Annotated in this window: 23 protein-coding genes; 16 read left to right on the top strand and 7 right to left on the bottom strand. The window is 63.0% G+C overall.

Annotated features, from left to right (window positions below):
• The first annotated feature begins 12 nt into the window (after positions 1-12).
• Positions 13-2,226, top strand: a complete 2,214-nt coding sequence (locus ACFE72_RS04155; RefSeq protein ID WP_375411792.1) for an FAD-dependent oxidoreductase — start codon at positions 13-15, stop codon at positions 2,224-2,226.
• 54 nt (positions 2,227-2,280) lie between these two features.
• Here ACFE72_RS04155 and ACFE72_RS04150 read toward each other — a convergent pair whose 3' ends face one another.
• Both ACFE72_RS04150 and gstA read right to left on the bottom strand, forming a co-directional pair.
• Positions 2,281-2,919, bottom strand: a complete 639-nt coding sequence (locus ACFE72_RS04150) for a glycoside hydrolase domain-containing protein (protein ID WP_375411791.1) — start codon at positions 2,917-2,919, stop codon at positions 2,281-2,283.
• A 154-nt stretch (positions 2,920-3,073) separates the two neighbouring features.
• On the bottom strand, positions 3,074-3,688 hold the full coding sequence (gene gstA / locus ACFE72_RS04145; protein WP_375411790.1) for a glutathione transferase GstA: 615 nt from the start codon (positions 3,686-3,688) through the stop codon (positions 3,074-3,076).
• A gap of 125 nt (positions 3,689-3,813) precedes the next feature.
• Here gstA and ACFE72_RS04140 point away from each other — a divergent pair, with 125 nt between their 5' ends.
• The 3 genes from ACFE72_RS04140 to ACFE72_RS04130 all read left to right on the top strand — a co-directional run bounded on the left by ACFE72_RS04140 (position 3,814) and on the right by ACFE72_RS04130 (position 6,436).
• Positions 3,814-4,302, top strand: coding sequence for a MarR family winged helix-turn-helix transcriptional regulator (locus ACFE72_RS04140; RefSeq protein ID WP_375411871.1), 489 nt, complete (start codon positions 3,814-3,816; stop codon positions 4,300-4,302).
• 96 nt (positions 4,303-4,398) lie between these two features.
• The gene (locus tag ACFE72_RS04135) at positions 4,399-5,769 is read left to right on the top strand and encodes a glutamate--cysteine ligase (protein WP_375411789.1); all 1,371 of its coding nucleotides are present in this window, start codon (positions 4,399-4,401) and stop codon (positions 5,767-5,769) included.
• A gap of 109 nt (positions 5,770-5,878) precedes the next feature.
• A complete protein-coding gene (locus ACFE72_RS04130; protein WP_375411788.1) occupies positions 5,879-6,436 on the top strand; it encodes a PAN domain-containing protein in 558 nt (185 codons plus the stop codon).
• A 133-nt stretch (positions 6,437-6,569) separates the two neighbouring features.
• Here the strand turns inward: ACFE72_RS04130 and ACFE72_RS04125 are convergent, their stop codons facing one another.
• From ACFE72_RS04125 to ACFE72_RS04110, 4 genes are all read right to left on the bottom strand, one after another.
• Positions 6,570-6,911: an MmcQ/YjbR family DNA-binding protein gene (locus ACFE72_RS04125; RefSeq protein WP_375411787.1), complete on the bottom strand. Its 342-nt coding sequence runs from the start codon at positions 6,909-6,911 to the stop codon at positions 6,570-6,572.
• A gap of 115 nt (positions 6,912-7,026) precedes the next feature.
• Positions 7,027-7,797 carry a signal peptidase I gene (gene lepB, locus ACFE72_RS04120; RefSeq protein WP_375411786.1) on the bottom strand — a complete coding sequence of 257 codons (771 nt, stop codon included), beginning with the start codon at positions 7,795-7,797 and terminating at the stop codon, positions 7,027-7,029.
• A complete protein-coding gene (gene tldD, locus ACFE72_RS04115; RefSeq protein ID WP_375411785.1) occupies positions 7,794-9,221 on the bottom strand; it encodes a metalloprotease TldD in 1,428 nt (475 codons plus the stop codon). The genes lepB and tldD overlap by 4 nt, the downstream gene beginning before the upstream one ends.
• A gap of 182 nt (positions 9,222-9,403) precedes the next feature.
• Entirely contained in the window at positions 9,404-9,925 is a 522-nt protein-coding gene (locus ACFE72_RS04110) for an invasion associated locus B family protein (RefSeq protein WP_375411784.1), read from the bottom strand.
• A gap of 442 nt (positions 9,926-10,367) precedes the next feature.
• Between ACFE72_RS04110 and coxB the strand changes: the two genes are divergently transcribed.
• The 12 genes from coxB (at position 10,368) to ACFE72_RS04050 (ending at position 21,283) form a co-directional block, all read left to right on the top strand.
• Entirely contained in the window at positions 10,368-11,219 is an 852-nt protein-coding gene (coxB, locus tag ACFE72_RS04105; RefSeq protein WP_375411783.1) for a cytochrome c oxidase subunit II, read from the top strand.
• Between the two features lie 73 nt (positions 11,220-11,292).
• On the top strand, positions 11,293-12,918 hold the full coding sequence (gene ctaD, locus ACFE72_RS04100; RefSeq protein ID WP_375411782.1) for a cytochrome c oxidase subunit I: 1,626 nt from the start codon (positions 11,293-11,295) through the stop codon (positions 12,916-12,918).
• Between the two features lie 124 nt (positions 12,919-13,042).
• Positions 13,043-13,981, top strand: coding sequence for a heme o synthase (locus ACFE72_RS04095; protein ID WP_375411781.1), 939 nt, complete (start codon positions 13,043-13,045; stop codon positions 13,979-13,981).
• Between the two features lie 17 nt (positions 13,982-13,998).
• Entirely contained in the window at positions 13,999-14,163 is a 165-nt protein-coding gene (locus tag ACFE72_RS04090; protein ID WP_375411780.1) for a CoxF protein, read from the top strand.
• A 7-nt stretch (positions 14,164-14,170) separates the two neighbouring features.
• Positions 14,171-14,818, top strand: coding sequence for a cytochrome c oxidase assembly protein (locus ACFE72_RS04085; protein ID WP_375411779.1), 648 nt, complete (start codon positions 14,171-14,173; stop codon positions 14,816-14,818).
• A gap of 74 nt (positions 14,819-14,892) precedes the next feature.
• Positions 14,893-15,750, top strand: a complete 858-nt coding sequence (locus ACFE72_RS04080; protein ID WP_375411778.1) for a cytochrome c oxidase subunit 3 — start codon at positions 14,893-14,895, stop codon at positions 15,748-15,750.
• A gap of 173 nt (positions 15,751-15,923) precedes the next feature.
• The gene (locus ACFE72_RS04075) at positions 15,924-16,313 is read left to right on the top strand and encodes a DUF983 domain-containing protein (protein WP_375411777.1); all 390 of its coding nucleotides are present in this window, start codon (positions 15,924-15,926) and stop codon (positions 16,311-16,313) included.
• Positions 16,310-17,074 carry an SURF1 family protein gene (locus ACFE72_RS04070; RefSeq protein WP_375411776.1) on the top strand — a complete coding sequence of 255 codons (765 nt, stop codon included), beginning with the start codon at positions 16,310-16,312 and terminating at the stop codon, positions 17,072-17,074. Before ACFE72_RS04075 ends, ACFE72_RS04070 begins: the two co-directional genes overlap by 4 nt.
• 133 nt (positions 17,075-17,207) lie before the next feature.
• Positions 17,208-18,626, top strand: coding sequence for a threonine synthase (gene thrC / locus ACFE72_RS04065; protein ID WP_375411775.1), 1,419 nt, complete (start codon positions 17,208-17,210; stop codon positions 18,624-18,626).
• A complete protein-coding gene (locus ACFE72_RS04060; protein WP_375411774.1) occupies positions 18,623-19,912 on the top strand; it encodes a M16 family metallopeptidase in 1,290 nt (429 codons plus the stop codon). Before thrC ends, ACFE72_RS04060 begins: the two co-directional genes overlap by 4 nt.
• Positions 19,913-19,944: 32 nt before the next feature.
• On the top strand, positions 19,945-20,532 hold the full coding sequence (locus ACFE72_RS04055; RefSeq protein WP_375411773.1) for a GNAT family N-acetyltransferase: 588 nt from the start codon (positions 19,945-19,947) through the stop codon (positions 20,530-20,532).
• A gap of 91 nt (positions 20,533-20,623) precedes the next feature.
• Positions 20,624-21,283, top strand: a complete 660-nt coding sequence (locus ACFE72_RS04050; RefSeq protein WP_375411772.1) for a hypothetical protein — start codon at positions 20,624-20,626, stop codon at positions 21,281-21,283.
• Between the two features lie 444 nt (positions 21,284-21,727).
• On the opposite strand, the gene ACFE72_RS04045 is transcribed toward ACFE72_RS04050, so the two are convergent.
• Complete coding sequence (locus ACFE72_RS04045) at positions 21,728-22,213, bottom strand: ATP F0F1 synthase subunit B (RefSeq protein ID WP_375411771.1); 486 nt, start codon at positions 22,211-22,213, stop codon at positions 21,728-21,730.
• Positions 22,214-22,217 lie beyond the last annotated feature (4 nt).

Raw genomic sequence — 22,217 nt, 5'->3', positions numbered from 1 at the left:
GGAACGACCAACATGACCTTCAAGAATTTCAAGATCGAAACGGACGCCGACGGCATTGCGCTGGTGACATGGGATATTCCGGGCCGTTCCATGAACGTCCTCGACACCACCACGATCGAGGAACTCGGTGCGATCGTCGATGAAACCACTGCGGATGCCGCCGTGAAGGGCGTCGTCATCACCTCGGGCAAGGAAGCTTTTTCGGCGGGCGCGGATCTTTCGATGCTGGAAGGCATGAACAGGGCCTTTGCCGAGGCGCTGAAGGCCGACGGCGCGGAAGCCGCGCAAAAAATGCTGTTCGACGAAAGCCGCAAGTTGTCGCTGACGCTGCGCAAAATCGAAACGTCAGGCAAGCCGTGGGTCGCCGCCATCAACGGCCTGGCGCTCGGCGGCGCCTTCGAGGTGACGCTGGCCTGCCATTATCGGGTCGCGTCGGACAATCCAAAGACGCGCCTCGGCCTGCCGGAAATCAAGGTCGGTCTGTTTCCGGGCGGCGGCGGCACCCAGCGGCTGCCGCGCATGCTGCAGCCGCAGGATGCGATGCAGATGCTGCTGAAGGGCGAGCATATCAATCTGGCCAAGGCCAAGGCCCAGAATATCGTAGGCGCGGTCGTGCCCGCGGCCGATCTGGTCCATACCGCAAAGGACTGGATCAAGGCCGGCGGCAAGGCGGTCGCGCCGTGGGACGAGAAAGGTTTCAAACTGCCGGGCGGACCCGTTTATTCCAAGAACGGCATGATGATCTTCCCGGCCGGGAACGCGATCTACCGCCGCGAGACCTACGACAATTATCCGGCCGCGCGCGCGATCATGCAGTGTGCCTATGAGGGCCTGCAATTGCCGATGGATGCGGCGCTGCGTGTTGAATCGCGCTACTTCGCGCACATCCTGCAGACCAAGGAAGCGGCAGCGATGATCCGCAGCCTGTTCCTGTCGATGCAGGAATTGAACAAGGGTGCGCGCCGGCCGCAGCACGTGCCGCCGACGAAAGTAGGAAAACTCGCGATCATCGGCGCCGGCTTCATGGGCGCCAGCGTCGGCTATGTCTCGGCGCGCGCCGGCATCGACGTGGTGCTGATCGACCGCGACCAGGAGAGCGCCGACAAGGGCAAGGGCCATGCCACGGCGGTGATCGACGATCTGATCAAGAAGGGTCGAGCCAAGCAGAGCGACCGCGACGCCATCCTGTCGCGCATCAGCGCCACGGCCGATTACGACGCGCTGAAGGACTGCGATCTCGTCATCGAAGCCGTGTTCGAGGACCGCAAGGTGAAGGCGGAGACCTACGCCAGGGCGCAGCCTTTATTGAAAAACGATGCGATCTTCGCTTCCAATACCTCGACGCTGCCGATCAATTCGCTGGCGGAGGAGTTCAAGGACCAGAGCAAATTCATCGGGATTCATTTCTTCTCTCCGGTCGAGAAGATGATGCTGGTGGAGATCATCGTCGGCAAGAACACCGGCGATGTCGCGCTCGCCACTGCGCTGGATTACGTCCGCGCCATCGGCAAAACGCCGATCGTGGTGAATGATTCGCGCGGTTTCTTCGCCAATCGCTGCGTGCTGCGCTTCACCGCCGAAGGTCTGGAAATGCTGATGGAAGGCGTTCCGCCGGCGATGATCGAGAACACCGCGAAGATGGCGGGCATGCCGGTCGGGCCGTTGTCACTGTCCGATGAAGTGGCGCTCGATCTCGTGCTCAAGATCATGAAGGCGACCGAGGCCGATCTCGGCGCCAACGCCATCGACCAAACCCAGAAGAAGCTCCTGGTCGAGATGGTCGAAAAACAGGGCCGCTTCGGCCGCAAGAACGGCAAGGGATTTTACGATTACCCGGAGAAAGGCAAGGGCCAGAAGAGCCTGTGGTCGGAATTGTCGGGGCTGCAACCAAAACATCTCGATCCGGATACGCTGGATATCGAGGAGATGAAGCAGCGCTTTCTGGTGGTGCAGGCGGTGGAAGCCGCGCGTACCGTGGAAGACCATGTCATCACCGACCCGCGCGAGGCGGACGTCGGCTCGATCCTGGGTTTTGGTTTCGCGCCGTTCACCGGCGGCACGCTGTCCTACATCGATTTCATGGGGACCGGGAAGTTCGTCGAACTGTGTCACAAGCTCGAGGCGAAATACGGATCGCGCTTCACGCCGCCAAAACTGCTGGAAGACATGGCCGCGAAGGGCGAGACGTTCTACGGCCGCTTTCCGCCGAACAAGACGGCGGCGTAATCCGGACGCCATGCGCGGGCTTGACCCGCGCCCGGCGACGCAGAGCGCCCTACGTCATACCTGGAAGCCTCCATAGCTTGGTCTGCCGACGTCCGAATCGTAATCGCCCTCGGCTCCCGGAGCGAGGCCGGGGATGTTCAGATCGTCGAATGCCTGGCGGATGTCCCAGTTGGTGCATCGGTCGTAACCGGCCCAGCCGCGGGAGCCTGCCAGCCAGCAACGTTCCGCCATGTTCTGATTGCGCAGCCAGTTGCAGGTGAGGCCGGAGCCGTAAACGCCGATCATGTAAACGCTCCGCCCCCGGCCCATCGCCCGGAATGCGTCGGCTACGCCCTGAAAATAATCATTGATGGGACCGGCGATCTGGTCCGGATCGAAGTCATTGTCGACCGTGAAGTAGATCGGCGTTGCGGCAGGCTGATGGGTGGTCATTGCTTGCCGGTATGCGCAACTGCCCTGGGCGAAGCCGTCGTGATAGGAAAAATTAGAGATCTCGTTGGATATCCATTCCCAGAGCGCAACCACGCACAATCCGGCATCGGTCAGCGCCGCGGCTTCCCGGTAGGTCAGTGGCGCGTAATGCGACGCCGGCCAGCGATAGTAGCGGCCGACAAAACCGACGCCGGCCTGTTTGATGGCGCCGGCAAAATCCGAGTAATCCTTCGCGCAATCCATTCCGATCAAATCGGGCATTGTCGTTCCTCGTCGCCGTCGACAAGCAGATGCGAGAATGCAGAAGTTTTTGAAGCTGCGCAATATCAGGTTGTATTCGGCGGCCCTGAGGATTTGATCGCAAATAAAAAGGCCGGATACGCGATCCGGCCTTTCCTTCGCCGTCGGGGATGGTTCACGCCGCCTTCTGGGCCTGCGCTTCCATGTCGAGGGCTGCCTGCACCTTCGGGCGCGCCGCGACGCGCTCCTTGAATGCCATCAGGTTCTTGAATTCCGACAGATCCAGGCCGGTGCGTTCAGCCCATTTCAGCATCACGAACAGATAGCCGTCGGCGACCGTGAACTGCTTGCCCATCAGGTAGTCGTGGCCGAGCTGCGATTCGGCGTATTTGAACTTGCCCTTGATGCGGTCGCGGAAAAAGTTCTTCACCTCGTCCGGGATCACCGGCTGGAACAGCGGGCTGAAATTCTTGTGCAGTTCGGTGGTGATGAAGTTAAGCCATTCCTGCAACTTGTAGCGTTCGGCCGAGCCGATCGCCGGCGCGAGATTCTTTCCCGCCGACTTGTCGGCGATCATTTGTACGATGACCGGCCCTTCCGTGAGCAGGTCGCCGTTGTCAAGCTGCAGCACCGGGACCTGCCCCTTCGGGTTGATTTTGGTGAAATCGTCGCCGTTTTCGGTCTTCTTGGCCTTGAGGTCGACCTTCACCAGCTCATGGGCGAGACCGGCTTCGTGCAGCGCGATATGGGGCGACAGCGAACAGGCTCCGGGCGAATAATACAGCTTCATGCGAAATTTCCTTTTCTTCGGATTATTGGATAGGGCGGACCGATGATTAAATGCAGCTGCATGAAATAGTCAAGATTGATGCAGCTGCATTTAGTGCGGTACACTGCCGTGATATGGGCCAGTCCATGAAACGCAAACCATCGACCGAGGCGACCGCGGCCTGGATCCGCCTGATGCGGATCCAGAGCCGCGTGCTTGATGCCGTCGAGCAGGAGCTGAAGAAAGCCGGCTTCCCGCCGCTCGCCTGGTATGACGCGCTGCTCGAATTGTCGCGCGCGCCATCGGGCGAAATGCGGCCCGTGGAGCTGGAAAAGCAGATGCTGATCCCGCAATACTCGACCTCGCGGCTGATCGACCGGCTGGTGGATGAAGGGCTGGCGGCGCGCCGCGAATGCAAGATCGACAAACGCGGCCAGTTCGTCGAAATCACGGAAATGGGGCGCGAGCTGCAAAAGAAGATGTGGAGCGCGTATTCCGCCGCGATCGAAAAGCATGTCGGCTCGAAACTTTCCGATGCGGATGCGGTAAAACTTTGCTGCCTGCTCGATCGTCTGGGCTGTTCGTGCGATGAGGCGTCGGTGCCCGCCGCCAGAGACGTCGCGTCCGCACGATGATATTATTCTCACCTCCAGCATCCGCGGATCGACCGGTCCGCAGCCGTCCCCGACATTGCGCGCGTTCGGTTGAAATGCCCCACATCCGGAATTCGCATGGCGCGTGACCAGATCGATATGACGCCGCTGCAATCGCGCGACGAGCTTGTGGCCTGGCTCGAAGCCGGCGTGAAGCCTGCGTCCGATTTCCGCATCGGTACCGAGCACGAAAAGACGCCGTTCACGCTGCACGGCCATAACCCCGTCGCTTATGAAGGCTCGCGCGGCATCGGCGCGCTGCTGGAAGGCATGAAGCTCTTGCTCGGCTGGGAGCCGATCGTGGAACGCGGCAATATCATCGGGCTGTACGACGTTACCGGCGGCGGCGCGATCTCGCTGGAGCCCGGCGGCCAGTTCGAACTGTCGGGAGCGCCGGTGGAAACCGTGCATCAGACCCAATCCGAGTTGATGGCGCATCTGGCGCAGGTACGCGAGATCGCGACGCCGCTCGGCATCGGATTCCTCGGCCTCGGCATGACGCCTTCATGGTCGCGCGAACAGATCCCGATGATGCCGAAAGGCCGCTACAGGATCATGACCAACTACATGCCGAAGGTCGGTCAATATGGCCTCGACATGATGTACCGCACCTGCACCGTGCAAACCAATCTCGATTTCTCCTCCGAAGCCGACATGGTCAAGAAACTGCGGGTGTCGGTGGCGCTGCAGCCGGTGGCGACCGCGCTGTTCGCCAATTCGCCGTTCACCGAGGGCAAGCCCAACGGTTTTCTCTCGTTCCGCTCGCAGATCTGGCGCGATACCGATACTGCGCGCGCCGGCATGATCCCGTGGGTGTTCGAGGATGGCATGGGGTTCGAGCGCTGGGTCGATTACGCGCTGGATGTGCCGATGTATTTCGTCAAGCGCGGCGATGAATATATCGACGTCGCCGGCTCGTCATTCCGCGCCTTCTTCGAGGGAAGAAATAATGTATTTCCGGGCGAGCGACCGACGCTGTCGGACTGGGCCAATCATCTCTCGACGATTTTCCCGGAGGTACGGCTGAAGCGTTATCTGGAAATGCGTGGTGCCGATGGCGTGCCGTGGGGGCGGCTTCCGGCGCTGCCGGCGTTCTGGGTAGGGCTGCTGTACGACGACACCAGCCTGAACGCGGCATGGGACATCGTCAAATATTGGAACGCACAGGAGCGACAGGCGTTGCGCGATGACGTCCCGCGGCTCGGCTTCAAAGCCCGGATCCGGGACCGCTATCTGTTCGAAATCGCGAGGGAATGTCTGGTCCTTGCGCATGCCGGCCTGCGCCGGCGCGGTCACGTCGATCGCCTCGGCCATGATGAGTCGCGGCATCTCGATCCGCTGGACCGGATTCTCGATGCCGGTCGCACGCCGGCCGAGGAGATGCTGGAAAAATTCCATGGTCCCTGGCATGGCACGGTGGACCCGGCGTATCAGGAATACGCGTTCTAGATCAACGCATTGAAAAGCCTGAATAGCTGTTCATCCGCGGTACAGGAACGCGGCGGTCAAATGGGGCGTCGCGCGCCGATGCATTCCAACCGGTCGAAAGCAATCGCGTATGTGGAAAAGCCGCCTGCTGAGGGCGTGTTTGATATCGCTTGTCATCATCTGCGGGGCGGTCACAGCCACGCGGGATGCGCAGGCGCAGTCGAATTTTGACCGGCCCGGCAGCGATTATACCAGCACGTCGGTACCTTCGGGCGACCCGGCGGATTGCGCGATGATATGCGAGCGCGACCGGCGCTGCCGCGCCTGGAGTTTCAATTATCCCACCGATGCCGCGGGGGGTGCGGTGTGCTGGCTCAAAAACAATGTGCCGGCACGGTCGCAGGATAATTGCTGCGTTTCCGGCGTACGCGGCGCCGGCGTGGTCGAGCAGCGCAGCGGTCCGGTGGAATCCTCGATCGACCGGTTCGGCGGCGACTACCGCAATTTCGATCTGGAAGGCCGCGACGGGGAGGACGCCTGCAAGGCGGCCTGCACCGCGGACAACAAATGCCGAGCCTGGACCTATGCAAGGCCGGGCTATGTCGGCCGCGATGCGCATTGCTACCTGAAGAAAGACATCAAGCCGCCGCGCCGCAAGCCGGGGTTCATCTCCGGCGTAGTCAGGTGAGGTCGTTCGGATCTGCGTAGAGCCAAGGTCAGCCGGCCGCGCAGCGTGCGCCCGGTGACAGGTTCCGTATCCCACCATTATTTCGGCGCATGAGTTTTGATCGTTGGCGGGCACGGCGCAGCGGCGCCTCTGCCTACCCCTGCGCTCTGCTCGCCTTCACCGCCGCCGTCGAGGCCAGCGTCCGCCAGTGCCGCTGCAGCAAGGGCTCGAGATCCCTGCGTTTCGCCTTCGACAGCCGGATCAGCACCATCGGATAATTGCGATAGTGATCGGTGAAATAAAACACCTTTGGCGCGCGTTCCACCAGCATATCGCGCTCGTCTTGCGGCACGCCCGGCATCACCATGCTGTCGGCATCTTCTTTCAGCCGCGCCAGCAGTTTCTTACGAACCTTGAGGGCGGGCGTGCCGTAGGAAGTGCCGTCCGTCACCTCCGGCCAGGCGAGTGCGATCTTTCTGACGTCATCGAAGGTCATGCCGGCTTCATTGCCAGGAGCGTAGCGACGAAGCAGTCCAGGCTTGCTTCGCTGCTTGCTGGATTGCATCGCTTCGTTCGCGAGGACGGTGAACCCATCTGCAACCGCGCAATATTCAATGCACGCTGGTGAAAAACCGCGCGACGCGAAAACCCGACAGCCAGGTCAACACCGGTTGGCTCTTGGTGGCGAAATCCCAGGAGCCGACGATCGCGTCGACGCGGCCGACCAGGTTGTCCGCCGGCAGCAGCCCGACGCCACCTTGGCGGACCGGGACGCGGCTGTCGGCGGAGTTATCGCGGTTGTCGCCCATTACGAACAGCCGGTCCTTGGGCACGGTCACTTCCGGCGTATCGTCGAGCGGGCCGTTGTCGGCCATTTTGAAAATGGCATGCGACCCGCCGCCGGGCAAGGTCTCGACATAGCGCCGCGCCAGCTCGGTTTTTCCGTCCTCGTCTTCCGAACGGCCGACGCCGTCCGGCTTTAGCGCCGCCGCTTCGCCATTGATATAAAGCAGCCCCTGCCGCATCTGGACGCGGTCCCCGGGCAGCCCGACGACGCGTTTCACCCATGCCTGCGAACGGTCGCCGGGCCAGCGGAACACCACGACGTCGCCGCGCTTCGGCATCGCGCCGAACAGCCGTCCGGTCTCCGGAAAGGCGATGTGAATCGGCAGCGACGCCGCGCCATAGCCGTAAGGATATTTCGACGCCAGCATCGCGTCTCCGATCAGCAGCGTCGGCTCCATCGAAGGCGACGGCACATAGAACGGCTCGGCCAGCGCGGCCTTGCCGAGAAAAACGATCGCAAGGACTGCCGCGAGCTGGGCGAACTGTCCGCGCCAGCGCCGCGCGGTCGATCCGTGCGGCGTGATCTCGCTGCTCATCCGCCCGTTCCTCCAACCGTGATGCGCTCCATCCGCAGCGTCGGCTGGCCGACGCCGACCGGCACGCCCTGACCGTTCTTGCCGCAGGTCCCGATGCCGGAATCGAGCTGCAGGTCGTTGCCGACCATGGTGATGCGATGCAGGTCGGTTGGCCCGTTGCCGATCAGCATCGCGCCCTTCAATGGCGCGCCGATCCTGCCGTTCTCGATTTTGTAGGCTTCGGTACACTGAAATACGTATTTGCCCGAGGTGATGTCGACCTGGCCGCCACCGAAATTGGCGGCGAAGATGCCGTTCTTCACCGAGGCCAGGATCTCGGCCGGATCGCGCTGCCCGGCCAGCATGTAGGTGTTGGTCATGCGCGGCATCGGCACATGGGCGTAGCCCTGGCGGCGGCCGTTTCCGGTCGGCTTCATGGCCATCAGCCGTGCGTTCTGGCGGTCCTGCATGTAACCGACCAGGATGCCGTCCTCGATCAGCACGGTGCGGCTGGTCGGCGTGCCTTCGTCGTCGATCGACAGCGAACCGCGGCGCGAGGCGATGGTGCCGTCATCGACCACGGTGACGCCCTTGGCCGCGACCTGCTGGCCCATTAATCCAGCGAAGGCCGAGGTCTGCTTGCGGTTGAAATCGCCTTCCAGCCCGTGTCCGACCGCTTCATGCAGCATCACGCCGGGCCAGCCGGGCCCGAGCACCACGTCCATCTCGCCGGCCGGCGCCGGCACCGATTCGAGATTGACCATGGCTTCGCGCAGAGCTCCGTCCGCGGCCTCGCGCCACGCCCCGGCTTCGATGAACCGCGCGTAGCCCTCGCGGCCGCCATAACCCTTGCTGCCGCTCTCCTGGCGGTCGCCTTGCCCCGCCACCACGGAAATATTGACCCGCACCAGCGGGCGGATGTCGCGATAGCTCTCGCCGTCGGGGCGCAGGATTTCCACCACCTGCCAGGTCGCTCCCAGGCTGACCGACACCTGGCGCACCCGCGGATCCTTGTCGCGGACATAGGCGTCGATCTCGGCGAGCAGTTTTACTTTTGCTTCGAAGCCCGGCGCGTCCAGCGGATTGTCGTCGCCATAGAGCCGCACGTTGGTGTGCGCGGGTGCGGCCGCAAAACTGCCGCCATAGCCGCCGCGAACGGCTGCCACCGCATCGGCGGCGCGCATCAGTGCCGGCATCGACACGTCGGACGAATGCGCGTAGCCGACCGCGTCGTCCTTGACCGCGCGCAACCCGAACCCCTGCGCGGTGTCGTAGGTCGCCTGCTTCAGGCGCCCGTTGTCGAACATCAGCGCTTCGGACTGGCTGTATTCGAGGAACAGCTCGCCGTCGTCGGCGCCGGACAGCCCGCGTGAGACTTCGTGGCGGACGGCATCGCGGTCGAGATTGGCGCGGTCGAGCAGGGAGGTTGTGGGGGTCATGGGCATTCCGTTGTCCGAGGGGGTAAACCAAGATAGGCGTTTCCCGGCCATTCCGCGAGGGGCAGGAGCTTTCAGGAACGACGGCTTCGAGATTGAGGGGCGTGCAGCGCGACGCGGTTCTGGTCGACGGCGTTGACGAAAATGCTGCCTGCATGGCGGTGGTGTTTTAGCGGTGCGAGAACTGCGGCTCACGGCAGCTTGTCATACCCCTCGCCGATCCCGTTCAGGCTGAGCGGAAACCCGATCCCTTCTTCCGGTGTCTCGAAAATAATGAATGTCGCGGTCTTCGCCGTCCGCAATTGCCCCAGCAGCTTGTCGTCCATCACGACCTCCGCGACACAGCCGTTGGGCAGGCAGCGCACGAAACCGGCGCGGCCGACGTCGACATTGTCGAGCTTAAGGCCCAGTCCCGAGGGCAGCAGCACGCCGAGCGGCGCCACCACCCGCATCAGCTTGCTTTTCTGATCGGCGGTTTTCAGCACGATCACGGTGAGGCCGGCATTGGAGCGGTCCTCCGCCACCACGCTCTGGATCAGGGCGCATTGCTCGGCCTGGGCGCCGGGCGGGGTGTCGCAGCGGATCTGCCAGTCGCCGTGCACCGAGCGCACCGCGCCTTGCGCGCCGGCGGCGGTGGTAAGGCTGAAAAACACCGCGGCGGCGCATGCGCCGGCGGTCATGTGCTGTCTTGCCTGCTGTCTCGAAAACCCCATCCCGGTCGATCCTTAAGGTTCTAAGTCAAGGTTCTGGCCCACGTCGTCGAAACACTGGACTGATCGGCAATGACGGCGCCGTGAAGGCAGTCGGCGCCGGAACGGGCCGCCTGGCGATGCGAATCAGGGTCCTATGGAGCGGCCTCTCTGTGCCTACATCGGACAATCTGGCTGTCAAGCGCTGTGCGGGCGCAAATGGAGGCGTTCGGCCTCATTCTTCAGGAAATTGCCGCGCCCGGAGGTGAGCGGCGAATGCATCGCTCCACGTCTTACTACTGCATTGCGAGAGGCAGCGAATTATGGTTTGAGAGGCTGGATTTCGATGCGTTTCAATGATCTGGCTTGGGGGCTTCCCAAGCCCGTTGTCGGGGCGCGGACCGTGCAGCATTCTCGGCCGTCCGGCGGGAGTGCTTTGGGTTTAGTCACAAGGAGCGCGAGCGGCATGAAGACGTCGAAGGGCCTGATTGGCCGTCGGTTGCTGGGATGGGCCGTCGTCGCGACCGCGCTTGTCGCCGGCGGGTCGGCATTCGCCGAATTGGGACAGCCTGCGCCGTGGGAATGGAAGCTGCAGGAAGCGGGCAGCCCGGTGATGGAGAACATCATCTGGTTCCATAATTTCCTGTTCTGGCTCATCACCCTCATCACGCTGTTCGTTCTGGCGCTGCTGATCGTCGTCATGGTCAAGTTCAACGCCAAGGCCAATCCGGTCCCGTCCAAGACCACGCACAACACCCTGATCGAGGTGGCCTGGACCTTGATTCCGGTGCTGATCCTGGTCGGCATCGCGGTGCCGTCGTTCCGCCTCCTGTTCCAGGAACTGGACGTTCCCAAGGCCGATCTCACCATCAAGGTCACCGGCAACCAGTGGAACTGGACCTATGCCTATCCGGACGACAAGATCGAATTCACCTCGATCATGCTGTCCGAGGAAGATCGCGCCAAGCGCAATCCGCCGCCGCCGCGCCTGCTCGGCGTCGACAATGAGATGGTGGTGCCGGTCAACAAGGTGGTCCGGATCCAGACCACCGGCGCCGATGTCATCCATTCGTTCGCGGTGCCGGCATTCGGCATCAAGATCGATTCGGTGCCCGGCCGTCTCAATGAGACCTGGTTCAAGGCGACCAAAGAAGGCATCTACTACGGACAATGCTCCGAACTGTGCGGCAAGGACCACGCCTTCATGCCGATCGTGGTGCGGGTCGTGAAGGACCAGGACTACGACGCCTGGAAGAAAAAGCAGGTTGCGGCCAATCCGGCGAATGCGCTCGCCTCGGCGGGCGCGGCGGCGCGGTAAGGTGCCGCGCGGCATACGGACCAAGGGCGACGGGGACCGCAAGGTTCCGAGGACTGCAGATTAGGATTTGAAAATGGCAACGACCGCAGCAACACCTGCTCACGACGCTCACGCCCACGATGACCATGAGCATGCTCATCCGACCGGCTGGCGGCGTTTCGTCTACTCGACCAATCACAAGGACATCGGCACGATGTACCTTGTGTTCGCGATCATGGCCGGCGTCATTGGCGCTGCGATGTCGATCATGATCCGAATCGAGCTGATGTATCCCGGCGTGCAGATTTTCCACGAAACCCATACCTACAATGTGTTCGTCACCTCGCACGGACTGATCATGATCTTCTTCATGGTGATGCCGGCGATGATCGGCGGCTTCGGCAACTGGTTCGTGCCGCTGATGATCGGCGCGCCGGACATGGCCTTCCCGCGCATGAACAACATCTCGTTCTGGCTGCTGCCGGCTTCGTTCGCGCTGCTGCTGCTGTCCACCTTCGTCGAAGGTGAGCCGGGCGCCAATGGCGTCGGCGCGGGCTGGACCATCTACGCGCCGTTGTCGACCTCAGGCCATCCGGGTCCGGCGGTCGATTTCGCCATCCTGTCGCTGCATCTGGCCGGCGCCTCGTCGATCCTCGGCGCCATCAACTTCATCACCACCATCTTCAACATGCGCGCGCCGGGCATGACCCTGCACAAGATGCCGCTGTTCGTATGGTCGATCCTGGTCACCGTGTTCCTGCTGCTGCTGGCGCTGCCGGTGCTGGCCGGCGCCATCACCATGCTTCTGACCGACCGCAATTTCGGCACCACGTTCTTCTCCGCCGAAGGCGGCGGCGATCCGGTGCTGTTCCAGCACTTGTTCTGGTTCTTCGGCCATCCCGAAGTTTATATCCTGATCCTGCCCGGGTTCGGCATGATCAGCCAGATCGTCTCCACCTTCTCCAGGAAGCCGGTATTCGGCTATCTCGGCATGGCCTATGCGATGGTGGCGATCGGCGGCATCGGCTTCGTGGTGTGGGCGCACCACATGTACACGGTGGGGATGTCGTCGGCGACGCAGGCCTATTTCGTCGCCGCCACCATGGTGATCGCGGTGCCGACCGGCGTGAAGATATTCTCGTGGATCGCCACCATGTGGGGCGGTTCGATCGAGTTCAAGACGCCGATGCTGTGGGCGATCGGCTTCATCTTCCTGTTCACGCTTGGCGGCGTCACCGGTGTCGTGCTGGCCAATGCCGGCGTCGATCGCGTACTGCAGGACACCTATTACGTGGTCGCGCATTTCCACTACGTGCTGTCGCTGGGAGCGGTGTTCGCGATTTTCGCCGGCTGGTATTACTGGTTCCCGAAAATGTCCGGCTACATGTATTCGGAGACGATCGGCAAGCTGCACTTCTGGGTGACCTTCATCGGCGTCAACCTGGTGTTCTTCCCGCAACACTTTCTCGGTCTTTCCGGCATGCCGCGCCGCTACGTCGATTATCCCGACGCCTTCGCGGGCTGGAATCTGGTGTCCTCGCTCGGCTCCTATCTGTCCGGCTTTGGCGTGCTGATCTTCATCTACGGCGTCGTTCAGGCGTTCATGCGCAAGGAGCAGGCCGCGGCCAATCCCTGGGGCGCCGGCGCCACGACGCTGGAATGGACGCTGCCGTCGCCGCCGCCCTTCCACCAGTTCGAAGTGTTGCCGCGCGTGCAGTAGCTAACAGACGCCGTCATGCCCGGCATCGTGACGGGCATGACGTCTTCAGGCGTTGAGGTGGTCAAGACGTAGATGGCCGGGACAGCCCGGCCACGACGCCGATCTAGATGAGAGTACGAGACCAGTGTCGATCGTTGAACACCATATCGATCTCGCGGCGCCCCGCATTTCCGAGGCCGGCGTCGCCGACTACGTCGCGCTGTTAAAACCGCGGGTGATGTCGCTGGTGATCTTCACCGCCCTGGTTGGCCTCCTGATCGCGCCGGGCCATGTCCATCCGGTGCTGGCGTTCACGTCGATCCTCTGCATCGCGGTCGGCGCCGGCGCCTCCGGGGCGCTGAACATGTGGTATGAGGATGACATCGATGCGTTGATGTCGCGCACCGCGAACCGCCCGATTCCCCGCGGCCGGGTCACGAGGCCCGAAGCGCTGGCATTCGGCATGACGCTGGCGTTCTTCTCGGTGATGACGCTCGGCATCCTGGTCAACTGGTTCGCCGGCGCGCTGCTCGCCTTCACCATCTTCTTCTACGTCGTGATCTACACCATGGCGCTGAAGCGCTGGACCGCGCAGAACATCGTGATCGGGGGCGCTGCCGGCGCGCTGCCGCCGGTGGTGGCATGGGTGGCGGCTACCGGGTCGCTGTCGGTCGAACCGGTCCTGTTGTTCCTCATCATCTTCTTCTGGACCCCGCCGCATTTCTGGGCGCTGGCCCTGTTCCGCAACGACGATTACGCCCGTGCCGGGGTGCCGATGCTCCCCGTCGTTGCCGGTCCCGATGCCACACGGCTGCAGATCCTGCTGTATACCGTCGTACTGGCCGCGATTGCGTTCGCGCCCTGGCCGCTCGGCTATTTCGATGCGGTGTACGGGGTCGCATCGCTCGTTTTGGGCTGCTGGATGCTGGTGCTTGCCGCGCGGGTCTACCGCCGCCGCGAGGGCGTCGAGGCATCGCGCGCGACCCGGAAACTGTTCGCGTTCTCGATCTTCTATCTGTTTGCGCTGTTTGCGACCCTGTTGCTCGAAGTCGTCGCCCGCGCCATCGCGCCATTGATCTGGTAGGGGGCGCATGGCCGGCAATGGACGACAGGCAGGAGCCCAAGGGCATCGTCCTCACGGAGGCGCAGAAAAAGAGCCGGCGCGAGCGCTCGATCGCCATCGCACTGGCGCTTGGGATTCTGGTGGTGCTGTTTTTCGCGGTCACCATCGTCAAGGGGCCCGGCGTTCTGGTGCGGCCGATGTGATGACGGCATGGAAAGAGAACAGCCCGCCATGACGCGCAAGCCGACCACCGTTCGCAAGGCTGCGCCGCGCCGCGGACTGGGTCGCGATGCGACCGTGGCGGCGCTGTGCGGCGTGTTCGTGGCGCTGATGGTCGGCGCCGCCTATGCGGCCGTACCGTTCTACAACTGGTTCTGCCGGACCACCGGCTTCAACGGCACCACGCAGGTCGCGACCTCGCCGCCGGCGTCATCGCCGCTGCAGCGCACCATCGCGGTGCGTTTCGATTCCAACGTCGCCGGCGGCTTGCCTTGGAAGTTCGAACCCGAGAAGACCGAGATCGAGGTGCGGATCGGCGAGGTGGTCACCGTCTATTACACCGTGACCAACCAGTCGGCGCGGACCACCGTCGGTCAGGCCGCCTACAATGTGGCGCCGCTGACGGTCGGATCGTACTTCCAGAAGATCAACTGCTTCTGCTTTACCGAACAGACCATGACCGCGGGCGAAAAGCGCGAAATGCCCGTGGTGTTCTACGTCGATCCGAAGCTCGCCGCCGACAGCGACAATGACGGGCTCACCACCATCACCCTGTCCTATACGTTCTATCCCGTGCGCGAGCCGGCGTCGAAGCCGCTGGCAGCCGGCGAGCCCGACGGAGGCAAGGGAGCCCTTTAGAATCGAAGGATCGAAAGGGATTTGATTTTTAAGACGAGACGTGCCGAATAGGCACCGCTAACGGAGAGACCGCAATGGCTACGGCGCAAGCAAAGCACCACGACTACCATCTCGTCGATCCCAGCCCGTGGCCGATCGTCGGTTCGGTGTCGGCTTTCATCATGGCGGTGGGTGCGATCACCTGGATGCATCATATGTTCGCAGCCGCGCCGATTATTTTCGGCATCGGCAGCATCGGCGTGCTCTATACCATGGCGAGCTGGTGGGCCGACGTGATCCGGGAAGCCCAGTACAAGGGCGACCACACCCGCGTGGTCCAGATCAGCCACCGCTACGGCATGATCCTGTTCATCGCTTCGGAAGTGATGTTCTTTGTCGCCTGGTTCTGGGCGTTCTTCAACTCCTCGCTATTCCCAGCCGATCCGGTGCATGCCACCCGCGAAGCGCTGTTCGGCGGCGTCTGGCCGCCGAAGGGCATCGAGACGTTCGATCCCTGGCATCTGCCGCTGCTGAATACGCTGCTGCTGCTGACCTCGGGCACCACGGTGACCTGGGCGCATCACGCGCTGCTGGAGAACGACCGCAAAGGCCTGAAATACGGGTTGATCCTGACCTGCCTGCTGGGCGCGGCATTCACCTGCGTGCAGGCCTATGAATACGGCCACGCCGCATTCAGCTTCGCCGGCAATATCTACGGCGCGACCTTCTTCATGGCGACCGGTTTCCACGGCTTCCATGTGCTGGTCGGCACCATCTTCCTGCTGGTCTGTCTGTTCCGCGCCTATGCCGGGCACTTCACGCCGACGCAGCATCTCGGCTTCGAATTCGCCGCTTGGTACTGGCATTTCGTCGACGTGGTGTGGCTGTTCCTGTTCATCTGCATCTACGTGTGGGGCCACGGCGCCGAAACCATGGCTCATGGCGCGCATTGAGCTGCAGCCGGTGTGCTACAAGGGGCGGCCTCAGGGCCGCCCTTTTTGTTTAAAGTGGCGTCGTCCCGGGATGCGTGCGAAGCACGCAGACCCGGAATCCCGAAGTGATGGCCAGCCGGCTGGATTCCGGGTTCGCGCGTGGCGCGCCCCGGAATGACGAGTTATGGGGATTGATGACTGTCTTCGCTCAACCAACACTGTCGCAAACCATCGTGCGCGGCCTCGCCTGCAGATGCCCGCGCTGCGGCAAGGGCAGACTGTATGCCGGGTTTCTTGACCTGCGGCCGGCCTGTGAGAACTGCCGGCTCGATTACGCCTTCATCGATTCCGGCGACGGCCCCGCGGTGTTCATCATCATGATCGCCGGGGCCGTCGTCGTCGGCTGTGCGCTGATCGTCGAAGTCAGATACCAGCCGCCGTTCTGGCTTCACGCCGCGCTCTGGCTGCCGTTGATCCTGGCGACCACGCTGTTGCCCCTGCGATCGATGAAGGCGCTGTTGATCGCGCTGCAATTCCATCACAAGGCGGCGGAAGGCCGGCTGATCGATCGCGACCCGCGATGAATGCAATCTCCGCACCTCGGCGCGGTGTCGTCGGCCTTGGAATTTTCACGCTGCTGATCCTGGCGCTGCTGATCGGCCTCGGGGTCTGGCAGTTGCAGCGGCGGAGCGAGAAGCATGCGCTGATTGCGCAACTGACCGATCGCCTCGCCGCGGCGCCGCAAGCGCTGCCGGCACCCGCGCAGTGGCGTGCGCTGGCGCCGGAGAGGGACGAATTTCGCCGCGTGCGTTTTGCCGCCATATATGAGTCCGCTCCGGATGCGATGGTCTACAGTTCCGGCTCCGCGCTTCGCGACGATATTTCCGGCCCGGGAACCTGGGCCTTCCTGCCGGCGCGTCTGCCAAGCGGCGAGACTGTCGTGATCAACACCGGCTTTGTGCAAAACACCATGCAGGATCGCGCACAGCAGGATCGCGCGGTGAAACGACTCGTCACCGGCGCGCCGGTGACGCTGACCGGTTACATCCGTTTTCCCGAATCCGCAGGCTTGCTGGCGCCACGGGAAGATCTCGCCAAGCGATTGTGGTTCACGCGGGATCACTTGGCGATCGCCCATGCGCTCGGCTTGGACGAGGTTGCGCCGTTCTATATCGATCTCGAGCAACCCGTGCCGGAGAGCGGCATCCCAAAGGCCGGGCCGCTCCAGGTCCATCTCAAGGACGATCATTTGCAATATGCGATCACCTGGTTCGGTCTTGCCGGCGCGGTCGCGATCGCATTTGGGCTGTGGATGAGGGGACGGATGCGAACCGCGTCATCCTGACGGGGACGAAGAACCGCAATTCCCCTTCCTTGCAAAACGCTTTATGGTGGACCTTGCGGCTTCGCCATCGGCAAAGTTAGCTAATCCATCAATATCAAAGGTTTAGGCGCATACGCCGCCTTTGGAGGACGGCTTGACGCAGTATATTTCGACCCGGGGTGAGGCCCCCAGACTGGGATTTTGCGACGTGATGCTGACCGGGCTGGCCCGCGACGGCGGCCTTTATGTGCCCGAGGCGTGGCCGCAGCTTTCACAGGAGGCTATCGCCGGATTTTTCGGCCGGTCCTATTGGGAGGTCGCGGTCGACGTGATCAGGCCGTTCGTGCGCGGCGAGATTTCCGACGCCGATCTCGGCCGCATGGCCAATGAAGCCTACGCGACGTTCCGGCATCCGGCGGTGGTTCCGCTGAGCCAGACCAGTCCCAATCAGTTCCTGCTCGAGCTGTTTCACGGCCCTACGCTGGCTTTCAAGGACGTGGCGATGCAGCTGATCTCGCGGCTCATGGATCACGTGCTGGCGCAGCGCGGGCAGCGCACCACCATCGTGGTTGCAACCTCGGGCGATACCGGGGGCGCTGCGGTCGACGCTTTCGCGGGCCTGGACAATGTCGATCTCATCATACTGTTTCCGCATGGCCGCATTTCCGACGTGCAGCGGCGGATGATGACGACATCGGGTGCCCGCAACGTTCATGCGCTGGCGATCGAAGGCCATTTCGACGACTGCCAGGCGCTCGTGAAAGCCCTGTTCAACCATCACAAATTCCGCGACGCGGTGTCGCTCTCCGGCGTCAATTCCATCAACTGGGCGCGGATCGTCGCGCAGGTAGTATATTATTTTACCTCCGCCGTGGCGCTCGGCGCGCCGGCGCGGACGGTGGATTTCACCGTGCCAACCGGGAATTTCGGCGATATTTTCGCAGGCTATGTCGCAAAAAGGATGGGCTTGCCGATCCGGTGCTTGCGGATCGCCGCCAACGTCAACGACATCCTGGCACGCACGCTGAAGACCGGCATCTATGAGGTACGCGAGGTTCATGCCACGGCGTCGCCGTCGATGGACATTCAGGTATCGTCGAATTTCGAACGTCTGCTGTTCGAGGCTTCGGGGCGCGATGCGGCTTTGGTGCGCGGCCTGATGGCGTCGCTTGGCCAGTCCGGGAGGTTCGTGCTTCCCGATGCGGTGCTTGCCGTGATTCGAAGCGAGTTCGACGCCGGACGCGCCGATGAAACCGAAACCAGCGCGGCGATCCGCGCCGCCTGGCGCGAAGCCGGCGATCTCGTCGATCCTCACACCGCTGTGGCGCTGGCGGTGGCGGATCGCGATACCTCGGATTCCAGTCTTCCGAATATCGTGCTATCGACAGCGCACGCCGCCAAGTTTCCCGACGCGGTGGAAGCCGCCTGCGGCGTGCGCCCGGCTTTGCCGGCGTGGCTCGAGGGTCTGATGACCAAATCCGAGCATATGAAAGTCATGAACAACGACCAGGCTGAAGTCGAGCGGTTCGTGCTGTCGGTCAGCCGCGCCGCGAAACAAGGAGTTGCCGGATGAGCGTCGACGTCACCAAGCTTCCCTCCGGCCTGACGGTCATCACCGACAGCATGCCGCATCTGGAAACCGCCGCATTGGGGGTCTGGACCGGTGTCGGCGGCCGCGATGAAAAGCCGAACGAACACGGCATTTCGCATCTGCTCGAGCACATGGCGTTCAAGGGCACCACGACGCGATCGTCGCGCGAGATCGTCGAGGTGATCGAGGCGGTCGGAGGCGACCTCAACGCCGGCACGTCGACCGAAACTACCGCCTATTATGCGCGCGTGATGAAAGCCGACGTTCCGCTGGCGCTTGATGTGCTCTCGGACATTCTCGCCAATCCGTCGTTCGTGCCGGACGAGCTGGAGCGCGAGAAGAGCGTGATCGTGCAGGAAATCGGCGCCGCGCAGGATACGCCGGACGACGTGGTGTTCGAGTATCTCAACGAACTTTGTTATCCGGACCAGCCGATGGGACGTTCGCTGCTGGGAACGGCAAAGACCCTGAAGGGCTTCAGCCGCGACACGCTGCGGGACTACCTCACCACGCATTACCGCGGGCCGGACATGGTGGTGGCGGCCGCAGGCGCGGTCGATCACAAGCGCGTGGTCGACGAAGTGACGCGGCGGTTCGCGAGCTTCGAGGGCACGCCCGCGCCAAAACCGCAGCCGGCAATGTTCGGCAAGGGCGGCTCCAGGGTGGTGCATCGCGAGCTCGAGCAGGCGCATCTGACGCTGGCGCTGGAAGGCCTGCCGCAATCCGACTTGTCGCTGTTCAGCCTGCAGGTCTTCACCAATATTCTCGGCGGCGGCATGTCGTCGCGGCTGTTCCAGGAGGTGCGCGAGAAGCGAGGACTGTGCTACTCGATCTACACTTTCCACGCGCCGTACACCGACACCGGATTTTTCGGGCTCTATACCGGAACGGATCCCGACGATGCGCCGGAAATGATGGAGGTGATCGTCGACGTCATCAACGACGCCGTCGAAACCCTGACCGAGGCCGAGGTCGCGCGGGCAAAAGCGCAGATGAAGGCCGGCCTGTTGATGGCGCTGGAAAGCTGCAGCTCCCGCGCCGAGCAATTGGCACGTCATATGCTGGCTTACGGACGTCCGCTCACGGTTGCGGAACTGATGACCCGGATTGACGCCGTCAGCGTAGAATCGACGCGCAACGTCGCGCGCGGGCTGCTGTCGCGCAGCCGGCCGGCGGTGGTCGCGCTCGGCAGCGGCAGGGGACTGGACACGGCGGTCGGTTTTGCGGAAGGATTGACCAGGACGAAGGCGAAAACGCTGCTGCATTGAAGCCGTCGTCTTCGGGTTCAGAGGAATAGGCCATGGCCCTGTTTCGTTTGCCGTCCAATGCGCCGCCAGCGCTCGCGCCGCGCGGCCACGGCCTGTTGCTGCGCGCCCCGCAAATGTCCGATTTTCCGCAGTGGGCGCAACTGCGCGAATCAAGCCGGGCCTACCTGACGCCATGGGAGCCGATCTGGCCGTCCGACGATCTCACCCGCGCCGGTTTCCGCCGGCGGTTGCGACGCTACGCCGAAGATATTTCCAGCGACCGGTCCTATCCGTTCATCGTATTCCGGGAATCCGACGGCGCGATGATCGGCGGCGTCACGCTGGCCAATGTTCGCCGCGGCATCGTGCAGGCCGGCACCATCGGCTACTGGATCGGCGAGCCTCACGCCAACCGCGGCCTGATGACGGCGGCGCTGCGCGTGCTGCTGCCATCGCTGTTCGGCGAACTCAATCTTCACCGCATCGAGGCCGCCTGCATACCTTCCAATGCCCCTTCAATCCGGGTTCTGGAAAAATGCGGTTTTGCCCGTGAGGGGCTGGCGCGGCGCTATCTCTGCATCAATGGCGTCTGGCAGGATCACCTGCTGTTTGGCCTGCTGCACGAGGATTTTCGCGGATAAACCTTGGGTGCACCGCCATCGGTTCGCCGCCATTTCCTTGTTATAAGGCGGCGCATCGGGGGGCTGTTAAGACGTAAATGCGGGACAAAGAATGAGCGACAAGCCTGGGTTCACGGCGGCTGCGCGGCGGGACCGGCGCGGCATCGCGATGCTTGCGGCGATCAGTGTTTTTTGCGGCGTGCTCGCCGCACCGGCAGCGGCGCAGTCGATTACCGATCGCTTCAAAAGTCTGTTCGGCAGTGGAAAGTCAGATGAGGCTGCGCCGTCCGCGCCGGAAGCTCCGTCGGAAACCGGCGGGCTGACCTGTCCGGATGTCAAGATTCGCGCCGGCGCATCCACCTACACGGTCGCTGCCCCGGGCAAGGAGCCCGTCGGCAGCGACGTGCGTTATCAGGCGACCATTACCCGCACCGCGCGCGACTGCAATCTCAACGGCGGCCAGATCACCGCACGGATCGGCATCCAGGGCCGCGTCATCGCCGGTCCTGCCGGCGCGCCGGCTTCGGTCGAGGTGCCGCTTCGGGTCGCCGTCGTGCAGGGCGGCGTGAACGAGAAAACCATCACCACGACGGTGGTCCGGACCACGGTATCCATGGCCGAAGGCCTCAGCGTACCGTTCAGCGTGGTCGCGGAGGACGTGACCTACCCGGCGGTATCCGCCGATATCAACGACCTCTATATTTTCTATATCGGCTTCGATCCGCAGGCGCTGAAGTCCGAGCCGAAGTCCAGGGCGGGGAAGAAAAAGTAGATGACACATCGTCGTCGAGACCGGGCTTGACCCTACGAGATTCACACATCTCGTCATACGCGGGCTTGAACCGCGCATCCATCCATCTTCGGAAGAGTCGTTTCGAAGGCGATGGATTGCCGGGTCGCGCCCTACTGGATTCCCACATCTCATCATACGCGGGTCAAGCCGGGCCATGACGGCCGAGATGGGTGCATATGGCCGGACTCGTCCCGGCCATCCACGTCTTTGCTCCACATCAGAAAGAAAGACGTGGATGCCCGGCACAAGGCCGGGCATGACGGCGAGATGTGTGCATCCAGTAGGGTCGCGCCCGGCAATGACGGCCGAGATGTGTGCATCCAGTAGGACCTGACCCGGCCATCCATCCTGGTCGAGGTCTCTTGCGAAAAATGGATGGATGCGCGGGTCGAGCCCGCGCATGACTGCTCAGTTAAGCTCAGCTCAGTTCAGCTTCTGGCGAACTTCCGCGATGCCCTTGGCCAGCAGGTCGTCGGCGACCGGGCCCTTCACTGACTGCGACAGGATGGTGGAGGCCGCAGTGACCGCGGCGTCGGCCGCGGCGGCGCGGACGTCCGCAAGCGCCTGGGCTTCGGCGAGCGCGATCTTGCTTTCGGCGGTCTTGGTACGGCGGGCTACGAAATCTTCCATCTTGGTCTTGGCCTCGGCGGCGATGCGCTCGGCTTCGGCCTTGGCATTGGTAATGATGTCCTGCGCCTCGCGCTCCGCCGATGCATGGCGGGCCTTGTATTCCGCCAGCAGCTTGGCGGCCTCTTCCTTGAGGCGACGCGCGTCGTCGAGTTCGGCCCTGATGCGCTCGCTGCGACGATCGAGCGCTTTCAGAACGGTGCGATGCACCCCGACATAGGCAAACACGGCCATCAGGATCACGAAGCCGACGGCAACCCAGAATTCCGGCTCGGAAAACATCACG

Source organism: uncultured Bradyrhizobium sp. (assembly GCF_964252615.1).
Classification (GTDB): domain Bacteria; phylum Pseudomonadota; class Alphaproteobacteria; order Rhizobiales; family Xanthobacteraceae; genus Bradyrhizobium.
Note: the sequence above shows the minus strand (reverse complement) of the source record. Positions and strands in the feature narration are given on the sequence as shown.